This window comes from Paenarthrobacter sp. C1, assembly GCF_049315185.1.
In the GTDB taxonomy this organism is placed as follows: domain Bacteria; phylum Actinomycetota; class Actinomycetes; order Actinomycetales; family Micrococcaceae; genus Arthrobacter; species Arthrobacter nicotinovorans.
The window spans coordinates 1,127,574-1,140,707 of record NZ_CP186052.1 but is presented as its reverse complement, the minus strand read 5'-3'; the positions used below and the strand labels follow the sequence as shown (position 1 = coordinate 1,140,707).

Sequence of the window (13,134 nt, the reverse complement as noted above, 5' to 3'; positions counted from 1 at the left end):
GGCCTTGCCCTCCGGCGTGGTTTAGTGCGCCATGTGCTCCTTGGCGGAGATGTGCTCCACCATTTCGCCGAGGCGCTGCTCGGCGTAGTGGTTGCGGGCAATGTCACCCTGGCTGATGATGCCCACCAGTTTGTGGTCGCTGATGACGGGCAGGCGGCGCACCTGGTGCTCCTCCATCATGGCCACGGCGTCGTCAACGCTGGCATCGGCGTCCACCCAGTAGGGCTTGCCGCCGGCGAGCTCGCTGGCTAGGACTTGCCGGGCGTCCTTGCCCTCGGCCAAACACTTGACCACGATGTCGCGGTCCGTGATGAAGCCGGTGAGCTTGCCGTCATTGCCGCAGATGGGAAGCGAACCGCAGTCCAGGTCCCTCATCAGCACGGCGGCTTCCTGGAGAGTTTTGTCCTCGGCGATGCACTGGGCATTCGTCGTCATGAATTCACGCACGGCACTCATGGGTCCTCCTTCATCGATTGGGATTATCGACGCGGGGCCCTTCGGCTCCAACGCCGATGATGCCAGACTACGCCCGCCAAGTAGCCGTGACCAGAAGGATTTCAGTCCTCCGCGATGTCCTCGGCCCAGAGTTCCGGATGCTCATCCTGGAAGGTGCGCATCATGTCCACGCAGCGTTGGTCATCCAGCACAATGACCTCCACGCCGCGTGAGCGCAGGAGCTCGAATTCGCCCGGAAACGTCTCGGCCTCCCCCACCACCACGCGCGGAATCTTGAACTGGATGATGGTCCCGGTGCACATCGCGCACGGGGCAAGGGTGGTGTACAGGGTGGTGTCGCGGTAACTCTTTTGCCGGCCGGCCGCACGCAGTGCCGACATTTCCCCATGCGCAATGGGGTCGCCGTGCTGGACGCGCTCGTTATGCCCGCTTGCTATGACTTCTCCGGCCCTCGCCAAGGCGGCTCCGATGGGGATTCCGCCCTCGTTGAGGCTCTTCTGCGCGGCTTGGTAGGCGGCTTCGAACGCGGGATCTGCTGTGGGCATTGTTTCGGTCATGGGTGCAGTCTAAATCGGAGGGAGGCTACATTGCCGGGCTATATTGTCGGGGCCCGCTGATAGCTTGGCTTGCAAGGGTATTCACAGCAAGGAAGGCAGGTGGCCCGCGGTGTTCTTTCTCGATCCGGAGCCGGCAGGCGCCCCGCAGGATCTGGTCTTCTCGGCCAGCGATCTGGTGATCGCGGCTACCTGCGAGTACCAATTGCTCCGCAAGCTCGACGAAAAACTGGGCCGCACTCCGAAGCCGGAATTCCCTGCCGATGCCATGCTGGAACGCACTGCGGCACTCGGCGACGTCCACGAACACCGGGTTCTGGAGGAATTCGTCGACCGGTTCGGCCAGTGGGACCCGGCCACGGGAACCGGGGTTTACGACGTCGTTCCCGCCACTGCGATGGACCGCGGCACGCTGAGGGCCAAGCATGCGGAATCCCTCGATGCCTTGCGTGCCGGTGCGGATGTCGTTTTCCAGGCCGCCTTCTTTGATGGCACGTTCCACGGTCGATCCGACTTCCTGGTCAAGCGGCCAGGCGGTCAGTATGCAGTGTTCGACACCAAGCTGGCGCGCCACGCCAAAGTCACAGCCCTCCTGCAGCTGGCCGCCTATGGGGACCAACTCATTCAGGCCGGCATCACACCGGACCCCCAGATCACCCTGGTGCTGGGCAACCGGGTCCAGAGCGATCATCCGCTTTCCCAAATCCTGCCCGTGTTCAAGGAACGCCGCGAACGGTTCCTCGGAATGACCGCTGCGCACCGTTCAGGCAGCGAACCGGTTGCCTGGGGCGACCCCCGGTACTCTGCCTGTGGCCGCTGCGACTACTGCGCGGAGCAGGTCCAGCTGCACCGGGATCTGCTCATGGTCGCGGGCATGCGTATCAGCAAACGCAAGAAGTTGCTCGAGGACGGCGTCACCACCATCGACCAGCTGGCCGCCCTGCCGGCCACGGGCGATCCCACGCTGCTGCGGCTCCGGGAACAGGCGAGGCTCCAAACGGGAACCGGGACCCCGGACGGCACTGTGGAGTACACGGACGCGTCCGGAGAAGCCAAAGCAATCAGTTACAACGTGCTGGCTGACAACACGCTGGGACGCCTCCCGACGCCGGACCCCGGCGACATCTTCTTCGATTTCGAAGGCGACCCCCTGTGGCAGGATCCAGCTACCGGAAAATGGGGCCTGGAATACCTGTTCGGTGTCGTGGAGAACCCTGTTGAGCCCGGCGCATCTCCGGTGTTCCGTCCCTTCTGGGCGCACTCCCGGACGGAGGAAAGCCAGGCGTTCGTGGACTTCCTGGAATACGTCGCCAAGCGCCGCGCACAATATCCGGGCATGCATATCTACCACTACGCTGCCTACGAAAAAACTGCACTGCGTAATCTTTCCCTGACACATGTGGTGGGTGAAACCGCCGTCGACGACCTCCTGCGCGAAGGCGTCCTCGTGGACCTTTACGACACCGTCCGGCACAGTATCCGGATTTCCTCGAACTCCTACAGCATCAAGAAACTTGAGCCCTTGTACATGGGCCAGCACCTCCGCTCCGGTGACGTGACCGACGCTGGCGCGTCCGTGGTGGCCTACGCGGATTTCTGTACGGCCCGGGACACCGGACAGGCTGCCGTAGCCGCTGAGATCCTGGAAGGTATCCGGGACTACAACGAGTACGACTGCCTCTCCACGCTGGAACTGCGCAACTGGTTGCTTGCGCGGGCGGCGGAACGCTCAATCACTCCCGGATCGTTCCGCGACGAGACCGGTGACACGCAGCCAGGGAACCCGAAAGACCGGGACGCGAACAAGTACGAGGCCGCACCCGAAGAGACGGCACTGTTCGACTACCTCGCAGGGCTCCCGGAGGCCGAACGAGCCACTCCGGATGCCCTGGCCATCCGCATTGTCGCAGCGGGTGTCGGCTACCACCGGCGTGAGGACAAGCAGCATTGGTGGGGCCACTTCGATCGTCTTGAGAAGCCCACCTCCCAATGGGACGACGCCCGTGACTTGTTCATCGTGGACCATGCCGAGTTGCTGCAGGACTGGGCCAAGCCAACGCCCCGCAGCAACCCGGTCCGAATCGTCAAACTGCTTGGACGTTCCGGTGACGGTGCGGGGTTGGATCCGGGCAAGAGCTACTTCAGGATGTACGGCCCCCCGCTGCCGGAGGCCCTGTCAGCGAAGGAATCATCAGTTCTCGGCCGCGCCGGCTGGAGCAACACCAAAGTCACTGAGGTGGGCGAAGACGGGGACTTCGAGTCAGTCATCATCGCCGAAAGCCTTCGCAAGGACTCCACGGAGTTCACCCAACTGCCCATGGCTTTGACCCCTGACAGCCCCATTCCGACGAACGGTCAGAGGGCAGCGCTGGCAGCATTGGCCACCAAGCTCCGGTACGGGTTGCCCGCATGGCCCAAGGACGCGGCGCTGGATCTGGTCCGCCGGCAACCACCCAGGCTGCGCAGCCTCGACGCACTGCCCGCTGTTGGGTCCGGGCCCGACGGATACATTGACGCAATTACCGCCGCAGTGAAGGACCTTGACCATTCATACCTGGCGGTCCAGGGCCCTCCGGGGAGTGGAAAAACCTACGTTGGCGCGCACGTCTTGGCCCGGCTCGTGGCCGAGGGCTGGAAGGTCGGCGTCGTGGCACAATCACACGCCGTGGTCGAGCACATGCTGTGTGCCGCCGTCGAGAAGGCCGGGGTGGACCCGATGCGGGTGGCCAAGGAGGTCAAACACAACGATCCCGTGCCGTGGAACGGGTGCGGGAAGGCCGACGTGGCGGAGGCGTTGTCCATGCCCGGCGGTGCCCTGATCGGCGGCACAGCCTGGGCCATGGTGGGCAAGGAGGTCCCTGCGGGAGCCCTGGACCTGCTGGTCATCGACGAAGCGGGCCAGTTCTCCCTGGCCAATACCATGGCCGTCAGCCGGGCAACCAAGCGGCTCCTCCTGCTGGGTGATCCCCAGCAGCTCCCGCAGGTCACCCAGGGGACGCACCCTGAGCCCGTTGACGAGTCAGCATTGGGCTGGTTATCCGACGGTTACAACACACTGCCGGCTGAGCTTGGCTACTTCCTGGCGCTGTCATGGCGCATGCATCCGGATCTGTGCAGTGCCGTGTCCGAGCTCTCGTACGACTCCCGGCTGGAAGCGGCACCCGCAGCCTCAGAGCGCTGGCTGGAAGGTGCCGGCCCGGGAATTTCGACCGTCTACGTCCACCACACCGGGAACTCGACATCCTCAGCCGAGGAAGCGGCGGAAGTCCTCCGGCAAGTGCAGGCCCACCTCGGCCTGACATGGCACGACCCCTCCCAATCCCCGAAAAGCCCATCCCCGGAGGGCCGTGCTTTGGAGGGCCGTGCCCTGGAGGTCCGTGCCCTGGACGAGAGCGACATCCTGGTGGTCGCGCCCTACAACGCGCAGGTACAGCTCATCAAGCATGAACTCCACGCTGCCGGCCTGATTAAGGTCCGGGTAGGGACAGTGGACAAATTCCAAGGCCAGGAAGCTCCCGTGGTCATCGTGTCCATGGCTGCATCCGCCGCCGGAGAAGTCCCTCGCGGCATGGAGTTCCTGCTCTCACGCAACCGGATCAACGTGGCGGTCTCCCGCGGACAGTGGCGGGCCGTCGTCGTGCGTTCTCCCGAACTGACCAACTACCTGCCGACACATCCGGAAGGACTGGAAAACCTGGGCAGCTTCGTGGCCCTCTGCCAGCGGAGTTTTTGTACACTTACTGCCCTTTAGAGGGCGGGCGACTTAAGGGCGTCTGCTGTACAAAAACTCAGGGCCTCATCCAGGACACGGCCAAAGTTCGCGGCGTCGTGCGCGAAGCGGCCAAGGAAGAGGCCGGAAACACCCGTAAGTCGGGGCAGGAGGCCGGGTTTCGCCGAGCCCCCGTAGATCACGGGAAGGCCCGGCAAAGCGTGCTGCGCCAAAGCCCCCCGCAAGGCGCCGACCACCTGGGAAACGTATTCGGCCGAGGCCGGTTCGGGAGCGCCAATGGCCCACACCGGCTCGTACGCAATCACGAGCCGGGCAGCCACGGCCCAGTCGCCGGACACGGCCGCCTTGATCTGGTGGAAGACAATCTCTGCTGCGGCCTCCGGCGCGCAGACCTCGGTCTCGCCAACGCACAACAGCGGAGTAAGGCCGGACCCGACGGCGGCGCCCACTTTCAGGGCCACCACCGCATCGTCTTCGGCAAAGTACCGGCGGCGTTCGGCGTGCCCGATCTCCACCAGGCCAACGCCGAGCTCCGCCAGCATGGACGGCGCAACCTCACCAGTCCAGGGTCCGTCGGACCAGCCGCAGTTCTGCGCGCCGAGGACCAGCGGCGAGTCAGCCACCAGCGCAGCTGCCGCAGGGAGGACCGGGAAGGAAGGAATGACAAACGGGACTACCCGCCCGGCCGCGAGGGCCGGACGGGCGTCCACTTCTGCCACCAACTGCTCCAGCCACGCGAGGCTGCGGGCGTACCCCATGTACATCTTGGTACTGACTCCGATGTATAGGGCGTCCTGAGAGGTCACGGCTGCTGCGTTCATTACTACTTGTCCAGCAGCTCGTCGGCCTTGTTGGAGAAGACACGGGTGCCGAACATCATCACCGCGGCCAGGAAGGGCAGGACCCCAAGGGCGTAAACACCCATGGTCCCCGTGTCCGAGGCCGTCATCTGGTTGACTGAGGTGCGCAGGATCGGTGCGACGAAACCGCCCAGGTTACCCAGGGAGTTGATGAGGCCAATGCCTGCAGCTGCAGCCGTTCCGGTGAGGAACGCCGTCGGGTATGACCATGCGATCGGACCGATCGCCAGGAAGCTGCACACCGCCAGGGTGATAAAGATGATGCCGAGGACCGGCTGGTGGTTGGCGCCGGCCCAGGCGGAACCGAAGATGCACAGACCTGTGGAGACGAACAAAGCCGTGCCCCAGCGGCGCCGGCGGAGGACCGTGTTGGCTGCCTTCCCGATGAAGAAGCAGGCAAAGATGCCAAAGAACCATGGGATGGCGGTCAGCAGTCCGACGGCGAGCCCTACCTTTTGTCCTGTCAGCTGGGACACCTGTTGGGGAAGGTAGAACGTGACACCGTACACCGCGATCTGCAGGCAGAAGTAGATGACGGTGAAGTACCAGACCTTGCCATTCTTCATCGAAGCCATGACGCCGCGGGGGCCGGATTCTTCCTTCACGGTGTCTTCCAGCGCCATGACATCGGTCAGGGCCACCTTTTCTTCCTTGCTCAGGAACTTGGCATCCTGGGGGCTGTTGATGAGGAAGAAGAAGGCAGCAATACCCGCCAGGACAGCGAGCATGCCTTCGACGAAGAACATCACCTGCCACCCGGCAACCCCCGGAACCTGGTCACCAATGTTGATGAGCCAGCCCGAGAGCGGGGCGCCGATCATCTGCGAGAACGGCTGGGCAAGGTAGAAGATGGCGAACATCTTCACACGGACCTTGTTGGGGAACCATGCGGCGAGGAACATGATGACGCCGGGGAACAGCCCGGCTTCAGTCACGCCCAGCAGGAACCGGAGGATGATGAACGAGGTTTCACCCTGCACGAACGCGAAGCAAGCGGACACAATCCCCCACGTGACCGCAATGCGTGCAAGCCACATTTTCGCGCCGAACTTGGTCAGCAGCAGGTTGCTGGGGATTTCAAACAGGGCGTAGCCGATGAAGAAAATACCGGCACCCAGGGCGTAGGCCCCGGCGGTGATGCCCTTGTCCACACCGAGTGCCGCTTCGGCGAAGCCCACGTTGGTACGGTCAAGGAAAGCTACTACGTACAGGATGACCAACATGGGCATCAGCCGGAATGAAGCCTTGGATATGGCCGATTTCAGGACCGGCGAATCCAGCAATTCCTTGGTGGAACTCGAGGCAACAGACATCGAAACTCCTCTTTGAGTAGTCAATTAGGGGGAGATAACCTCAGCGGGCTATCAGCGCGGGAAGAAAATGAGCACCAGGCCCACGACGCAGACGACGACGCCCACGGCAAGGTAGATCTTTCTTTCTCGGGTCCAGGTCTTCATCGGCGAAGGCCTAGTGCATGTACAGTCCGCCATCCACATTCAGCGTCTGGCCGGAGATGTATCCGGAGTCCTCGCTGATGAGGAAGGCGATGGCGGCGGCGATGTCACGCGTGGAGCCCACGCGGTTCACTACCAGGTCCTTGGTGAGTTCATCTTTGCGTTCCTGGCTCAGCGTGCCACCCATGATGTCGGTGTCGATGGGCCCCGGTGAGATGGCGTTGACGGTAATGTCGTACTCCCCCAGTTCGCGCGCCGTAGCACGGGTCAGTCCGATGACGCCCGCCTTTGCTACGGAGTACGGGGTCTTGGAGAACGTGCCGCCGCCACGCTGGGCGGAAACCGATGAAATGTTGACGATTCGGCCGATGCGGTTCTTCACCATGGACTCGGCAACGCGCCGAGTGGCGTAGTGGACGCCGTTGAGGTTGATGTTCAGCACGCGGTCCCACTCGGCCGGCTCGAGTTCGAGGTAGCCGATGGGCGAGCTGACGCCGGCAACGTTGGCCAGTGCCACGATCTGGGGCAGTTCAGCCTCAAGCTCGTCAATGGCTGCACGTACTTCGGATTCGCTGGCAACGTTGGCGCCGACGCCGTGGGCCTGGACACCGTATTCGGCGGCGATCTCCTTCGCGGCAGCCTTGCAGGCGGCGTCATCGAGGTCGATGATGCCGATGTTCCAGCCCTGCGCGGCGAGGTAGTTGACGGTGGCGCGGCCGATGCCGCGCTCGGAAACAGCACCCGTGACGATTGCGGTGCGTTCTGCGGGGAAAGTCATGTGGTTTCTCCTGGATTAGTTGATCGGGGCCGGGCCAAGCTCTTCAATGAGCTTCTGCATGGCGACGTAGGCCTTGTTGCGGTAGGCGATCAGTTCCGGGGTGCGTTCTGCCGGAACATTGAGGAAGCCCGCACCGGTCTTGGTGCCGAGCTTGCCGGCCTCCACCAAGTCGGAGAGGATCTTCGGCGTCGCGAAGCGCTCCGGGAATCCGGTCTGCAGCGACTTGTAGCAGAAGTTGTAGACATCCAAGCCGGCCATGTCCGCAATGGCGAACGGACCGAAGAAGGGCAAACGGAAGCCAAACGTCGTGCGCACCAGGGTGTCGACGTCGTCGGCTGTTGCGATTCCCTGCTCCACCAGCTGTGCCGCCTCGTGGAACAGCGCGTACTGCAGGCGGTTGAGGACAAAGCCGGTGACGTCCTTCACGACGGCGGTCTGCTTTCCGGCCGCGTGGACGAGGTCACGCGAAGCGGACACCGTTGCCGCGGAAGTACCTGCGTGGGGAATGACCTCCACGCCGGGAATGAACGGTGACGGGTTGGAGAAGTGGACGCCCAGGAAACGCTCCGGGTTTGTCACGGCCTCGGCCAGCGCCGCAATGGAAATCGTTGAGGTGTTGGAGCCGATCACTGCATCCGGACGGGCTGCGGCGCTGATCCGTGCGAGCGTCTGGTGCTTGATCTCCAGCACCTCGGGAACGCATTCCTCAATGAAGTCGGCGTCGGCAACAGCTTCCTCGATGTCCTTGGCAGCCCACAAGTTCTGCTTGAGGATCTCCGTGGAACCTTCAGGGAAAAGGCCGTCCGCGATGAACTGCTCGGACTCCACCAGGAGGCGGTCATAGTTCTTCTGCGCAACTTCGGCGGACACGTCAGCCAGTGCAACGCGTGCTCCACCGAGTGCCAGGACCTGCGCGATTCCGCCGCCCATGTAGCCGGAGCCAACGACGGCGATCTTCCGGGCTGCGTTGTTCACAGCGGCTTCAGTGGTTTGAGTGCCTTCGGAAACGGTCATGATCAGACTGCCTTTGTGTAGTCGGGCTCGTACGAGCAAATGGCGTCCACCTTGGCGGCGGAGGATGAGTTTTCGTCAAAACGGTGGCTGAGCCACTCGCCGACCAGCTTCTTGGCCAGTTCAAGGCCAATCACCCGCTGACCGAGGGTGAGGACCTGTGCGTTGTTGCTCAGGACCGAACGTTCCACGGAGTAGCTGTCGTGCGCAGTGACTGCGCGGATGCCGGGCACCTTGTTGGCCGCGATGGCCACACCCAGTCCCGTTCCGCAGATCAGCAGTGCCCGGTCCGCTGCGCCTTCTGCCACCTTGCGGGCAGCGTCGACGGCCACGTGCGGGTAGGCCGTGGAATCGTTGGGACCCACGCCGACGTCGGTCACTGACGCAACACGCGGGTCAGCTTCCAACAGGGCCAGGAGGGCGTTCTTGTATTCCACTCCGGCTTCATCGTTGCCGACGATGATGCGCCAGCCTGGTGTGTTGCTCATTCTGATGCTCCGTTTCCGGCCGCTGTGGAGGGAGCCGCGGCGGCTAGTTGTGAATCGATGTGGTGGGAGATCCTTGCGGCGATCAGGCCGAAGGACACTGCACCGGGATCAGGGTGGCCGATGCTCTTCTCGGCGAGGGGACGTGCGCGGCCCTTGAGCGGCCGGAGGTCAGCGGTATTGGCGGCAGCGGACTCGGCCGCTGCAGCGGCGACAGCCAGTGCGCGGTCAACGGGAGCTCCGCCGTCGAGCTCTGCAAGGAAGGCGTCCCGGAACGGCAGGAGGGCATCCACCATGGTCTTGTCACCGGGGTCGGCCTTGCCGAGTTCGGTGATGGCGCTGGTGAAGGCTTCCACCGCAGCGGCGGCATCCTTGGAACTGTAGGACTCCCGGTTTCCGAGCGACAACCCGGCTGCGATGACTGCCGAACCCCACAGCGCCCCCGAAGTGCCACCGGCCCGCTCGCTCCACGCCTCACCGGCGCTGGCAAGAATCCGCGCAACGGAAGAACCGCTCGCAGCTTCTCCGGCCTGCGCGGCGGCATCCACGCCGCGGCGCATGCCGATACCGTGGTCGCCGTCGCCGGCGATTGCGTCCAGCTTGCCGAGCTCCTCTTCATGCTCGACGACGACGTCCCGCACCTGGGCGAGGACCGCAATGGCCTGCCGCCCGAGTTCGGCGGCAGCCGGGGTGGGCTGTTCGACGTCGGCGGTTTCGGCGTCGTCGATGGCCGCAGCCGCGCGGGCTGCGCGCGGTGCCATGCTGCCCTTTCGGAAGGCGGGAGTGTCGGCGGGTGCTGCCCAATACTGTTCGAGTTCTTCGTCCAGCCACAGCAGCGTCAGCGAGAGTCCGGACATGTCCAGGCTGGTCACCAGCTCGCCGCATTCAGGTTCAACGACCGTCAGTCCTGCGGCACTGAGCAGTTTTTCGATCTTCCCGAACAGCAGGAAAAGTTCGTCGTATTTGACGGTGCCCAGTCCGTTGACGATCGCTACGACGCGGTCCCCTGCGTCCTCCGGCTTGTCGGCCAGCAGCTTGGACACCAGGAGATCGGCGAGCTCGGAGGCCGTGGGCATGGGGTGCTCGGAGATGCCGGGTTCGCCGTGGATCCCCAGGCCGAGGGACATCTGGCCGGCAGGGACATGGAACAGCGGATCCGTGGCTCCCGGGAGCGTGCAACCGTCGAACGCCACACCGAGGGAACGTGTGCGGTAGTTGGTCTTGATGGCTAAACGCTCGACGTCGTCGAGGTTCAGTCCTGCTTCTGCGGCGGCGCCGGCGATTTTGAAGACCGTGAGGTCCCCTGCAATGCCGCGGCGCTTTTCGATCTGCTCAATAGGCGCACTGGCGATGTCGTCGGTGACGGTGACCGTGCGGGTTTCGATGCCCTCGGCGTTAAGCCGCAGCTGGGCCTGGCCGAAGTGGAGGACGTCGCCGGCGTAGTTTCCGTAGCTGAGGAGGACTCCCCCGCCCGCATTGGCAGCCTTGGCCACGCGGTAGACCTGGCCGGCCGCCGGGGAGGCGAACATGTTGCCGCACGCCGAACCAGCCGCAAGGCCGGGTCCGACGAGTCCTGCGAAGGCCGGGTAATGCCCGGAACCTCCACCAACCACCAGCGCCACCTGGCCGGCGGGTACTTCGGTGGAGCGCACCACTCCGCCGTCCACCCTGGCTACGTAGCCGCGGTTGGCAGCGACAAAACCGTCGAGGGCTTCGTCGGCGAAGTCTGCCGGGTTGTCAAAGATCTGTGTCATTTCGCGGCTCCTGCCAACGCTGCCGCGGGCTGCTGCCGTCCCTGGGCGACCTGGCTCGTGCCCAGCGCATAGCCATCGGACTTCGGGAGGACGTGCCGGCGGAGGTATTCCTGGTTGCTCGCGGTCACGCTGAGGCCGTCTCCGCCGTAGTGCTCAGTGCAGAGGATGCCCTGGAAGCCCACCGAAAGCGCCACTTTGAAGGCCTCGCGGTAGTTGATGAGTCCGCTTTCCATCGGGGCTGGCATGGTGATGTAGCTGTCGCGGGCTACGTCTTCGTCGCGGATGTAGTTCTTCATGTGCCAGTAGTTGGAGTACGGGAGGGTCTTGGCCACCATTTCCCGCCAGTCCTCAATGGGCCTGTGCAGGCGGATCAGGTTGCCAAGGTCCGGATTCAGGCCAACGTTGTCCAGGCCGATGTCCTGGACCAACTGGACGGAAGAGTCGGAGGTGCCCAGGTAGGTGTCCTCATACATTTCCAAGGAGAGCAAGATGCCGGCCTCGGCTGCGTGCTTTCCGAGTTCCCGGATACGGGAGACCGCGTTGCCCCATGCTTCCTTGTCCCCGACCGGATCCTTGTAGCCCTCCACGGTCCAGAACCAGAGTTGTTTCTGCTGCTCGGCAGTGATGGCCTGGTGGAGTCCGATGGAGACAACTTCGCAACCGAGCTCTGCGGCGGCGTCGATGGTGCGGTGGCTGTAGGCGAGGTTGTCGGCCCAGTCCGTGCTGTGGATGACGCTGCGACGAATTGCTGAGATCACCGGCATCCCGATGCCCACATGGTCCGCGGTCTGCTTGAACTCGGCGAGGCGGTCCTTGCTGAGGTCTCCCGGACGGACCCAGCTGTCGGTCAGGTCGGCGTTCGCGAACCCTGCTTCCTTCACTTCCTGAAGGACTTCGGCCCAGACGGAAGCATCGGCGTCGTTGATGTCCAGGCCCGTGCTGTCGGTGCCCGGGAACTGCAGGAGGGCCGCTGTAATGGGCCAATTCTCGGCGGTATACGCCATGATGATCACTCCTTCGTGGAATCCTGTTTCCTATAGGATTTACGAACAGAGAAGAACTGTCAAGCTTTTTCGGAAACTTCCTAGATCCTATATGTCTTACATATGTCTGTGAAGGGGGTCACTGGAGCTGGTGACGGGGCGCACGGGTCTCTGCGGGCATGGACGTGCCGGTCAGCGGGCAAGTCCATGCCCAACCAGACGCGGGCTGGTTAGTCTGCCGGCGTCGGCTGGTTAGTCTGCCGGCGCGGGCTGGTTAGTCTGCCGGCGTCGGCTGGTCAGTCTGCCGGCGCGTCCGCGATCGCCCGGCCGCGCACCTTTTCCACGTGCTCGGTCATTTTCCGCGCGGCTTTCTCCGGGTCGCCGCTCATCATCGCATCCAGCACGGCCTGGTGCTCGGAGATTGCCTGCTCAGCATCAGTGATGCCCACTCCCCCGAACAGCCTGAAGCGCTGAATCTGTCCGCCCAGGGTGTTATAGGCCGCCAAGAGGAACTGGTTGCTGGCCTGGGCCGCGATGAGCTGGTGGAATCGCTCGTCTGCTTCGAGATAGTTGCGGTATTCAGCGAACGTCCGGCCCCTGGGAGCTGTCTTCAAGTCCTCCACAGCCTGCTTCAGCGCTTCCAAGCCCTCCGGGGTCATGCGGGCACACGCCAGGCGGGCGTTGACGGGCTCAATTGAGAGCCGGGCTTCCATCAGTTCGGCGAAGTCTTCGCGGGTGAAGACCGGCGCCACCCGGTAACCCTTCAGCGCGACACGACGCACCATCCCCGTATGCTCCAAGCGGGCCAGCGCCTCACGCACCGGCGTCGGCGAAACGTCCAGTTCCCGCGCCATTCCGTCGATGCTGACGGCAGCTCCGGGCTCCAACCGGCCGTCCATGAGCCATTCGAGCAAGGCTTCATACACGTGGTCGGCCAGGACTTGGCGACTGACAGGAAAGCCGGGGCGGGCGACTGCCGGCGAAGGTTGAGACATGCCACAAATCCTATAGGAACGCGGACCCATGGCCGATAGGGAGACGTCGTCACATTGCGCTCGATGCCGGTAGT

11 protein-coding genes are annotated in these 13,134 nt (G+C 63.8%); 1 reads left to right on the top strand and 10 read right to left on the bottom strand.

Annotated elements, in window-relative coordinates; all coding sequences use genetic code 11:
* Positions 1–21: 21 nt before the first annotated feature.
* Both ACNAOU_RS05460 and ACNAOU_RS05455 read right to left on the bottom strand, forming a co-directional pair.
* Positions 22–456, bottom strand: coding sequence for a CBS domain-containing protein (locus ACNAOU_RS05460; RefSeq protein WP_018777131.1), 435 nt, complete (start codon positions 454–456; stop codon positions 22–24).
* Positions 457–557: 101 nt separating this feature from the next.
* Entirely contained in the window at positions 558–1,013 is a 456-nt protein-coding gene (locus ACNAOU_RS05455; RefSeq protein ID WP_026267077.1) for a nucleoside deaminase, read from the bottom strand.
* Between the two features lie 109 nt (positions 1,014–1,122).
* On the opposite strand from ACNAOU_RS05455, the gene ACNAOU_RS05450 reads away from it, so the two are divergent.
* The gene (locus ACNAOU_RS05450) at positions 1,123–4,761 is read left to right on the top strand and encodes a TM0106 family RecB-like putative nuclease (protein ID WP_422758207.1); all 3,639 of its coding nucleotides are present in this window, start codon (positions 1,123–1,125) and stop codon (positions 4,759–4,761) included.
* On the opposite strand, the gene ACNAOU_RS05445 is transcribed toward ACNAOU_RS05450, so the two are convergent.
* The 8 genes from ACNAOU_RS05445 to ACNAOU_RS05410 all read right to left on the bottom strand — a co-directional run bounded on the left by ACNAOU_RS05445 (position 4,758) and on the right by ACNAOU_RS05410 (position 13,060).
* Positions 4,758–5,561, bottom strand: coding sequence for a triose-phosphate isomerase family protein (locus ACNAOU_RS05445; RefSeq protein WP_422758206.1), 804 nt, complete (start codon positions 5,559–5,561; stop codon positions 4,758–4,760). The genes ACNAOU_RS05450 and ACNAOU_RS05445 overlap by 4 nt on opposite strands.
* Positions 5,562–5,563: 2 nt before the next feature.
* Positions 5,564–6,913 carry an MFS transporter gene (locus ACNAOU_RS05440; protein WP_018777127.1) on the bottom strand — a complete coding sequence of 450 codons (1,350 nt, stop codon included), beginning with the start codon at positions 6,911–6,913 and terminating at the stop codon, positions 5,564–5,566.
* Between the two features lie 154 nt (positions 6,914–7,067).
* Positions 7,068–7,832, bottom strand: coding sequence for an SDR family NAD(P)-dependent oxidoreductase (locus ACNAOU_RS05435; RefSeq protein WP_018777125.1), 765 nt, complete (start codon positions 7,830–7,832; stop codon positions 7,068–7,070).
* Positions 7,833–7,847: 15 nt separating this feature from the next.
* Positions 7,848–8,846 (bottom strand): 3-hydroxyacyl-CoA dehydrogenase family protein, encoded by a 999-nt coding sequence (locus ACNAOU_RS05430; RefSeq protein ID WP_018777124.1) that lies wholly within the window; start codon positions 8,844–8,846, stop codon positions 7,848–7,850.
* 2 nt (positions 8,847–8,848) lie between these two features.
* Positions 8,849–9,331: a ribose-5-phosphate isomerase gene (locus tag ACNAOU_RS05425; protein ID WP_110505848.1), complete on the bottom strand. Its 483-nt coding sequence runs from the start codon at positions 9,329–9,331 to the stop codon at positions 8,849–8,851.
* Positions 9,328–11,082, bottom strand: coding sequence for a dihydroxyacetone kinase subunit DhaL (gene dhaL / locus ACNAOU_RS05420; protein WP_354627250.1), 1,755 nt, complete (start codon positions 11,080–11,082; stop codon positions 9,328–9,330). The genes ACNAOU_RS05425 and dhaL overlap by 4 nt, the downstream gene beginning before the upstream one ends.
* Complete coding sequence (locus ACNAOU_RS05415; RefSeq protein ID WP_026267076.1) at positions 11,079–12,086, bottom strand: sugar phosphate isomerase/epimerase family protein; 1,008 nt, start codon at positions 12,084–12,086, stop codon at positions 11,079–11,081. Before ACNAOU_RS05415 ends, dhaL begins: the two co-directional genes overlap by 4 nt.
* A gap of 275 nt (positions 12,087–12,361) precedes the next feature.
* Entirely contained in the window at positions 12,362–13,060 is a 699-nt protein-coding gene (locus ACNAOU_RS05410; RefSeq protein ID WP_422758205.1) for a GntR family transcriptional regulator, read from the bottom strand.
* Between the last annotated feature and the right edge of the window lie 74 nt (positions 13,061–13,134).

What these genes read in the sequence shown, in the direction of transcription:
- ACNAOU_RS05430 (WP_018777124.1), bottom strand. Translation starts at nt 8,846, where the DNA reads ATGACCGTTTCCGAAGGCACTCAAACCACTGAAGCCGCTGTGAACAAC.
- ACNAOU_RS05455 (WP_026267077.1), bottom strand. Translation starts at nt 1,013, where the DNA reads ATGACCGAAACAATGCCCACAGCAGATCCCGCGTTCGAAGCCGCCTAC.
- ACNAOU_RS05440 (WP_018777127.1), bottom strand. Translation starts at nt 6,913, where the DNA reads ATGTCTGTTGCCTCGAGTTCCACCAAGGAATTGCTGGATTCGCCGGTC.
- ACNAOU_RS05460 (WP_018777131.1), bottom strand. Translation starts at nt 456, where the DNA reads ATGAGTGCCGTGCGTGAATTCATGACGACGAATGCCCAGTGCATCGCC.
- ACNAOU_RS05425 (WP_110505848.1), bottom strand. Translation starts at nt 9,331, where the DNA reads ATGAGCAACACACCAGGCTGGCGCATCATCGTCGGCAACGATGAAGCC.
- ACNAOU_RS05435 (WP_018777125.1), bottom strand. Translation starts at nt 7,832, where the DNA reads ATGACTTTCCCCGCAGAACGCACCGCAATCGTCACGGGTGCTGTTTCC.
- ACNAOU_RS05445 (WP_422758206.1), bottom strand. Translation starts at nt 5,561, where the DNA reads ATGAACGCAGCAGCCGTGACCTCTCAGGACGCCCTATACATCGGAGTC.
- ACNAOU_RS05410 (WP_422758205.1), bottom strand. Translation starts at nt 13,060, where the DNA reads ATGTCTCAACCTTCGCCGGCAGTCGCCCGCCCCGGCTTTCCTGTCAGT.
- dhaL (WP_354627250.1), bottom strand. Translation starts at nt 11,082, where the DNA reads ATGACACAGATCTTTGACAACCCGGCAGACTTCGCCGACGAAGCCCTC.
- ACNAOU_RS05415 (WP_026267076.1), bottom strand. Translation starts at nt 12,086, where the DNA reads ATGGCGTATACCGCCGAGAATTGGCCCATTACAGCGGCCCTCCTGCAG.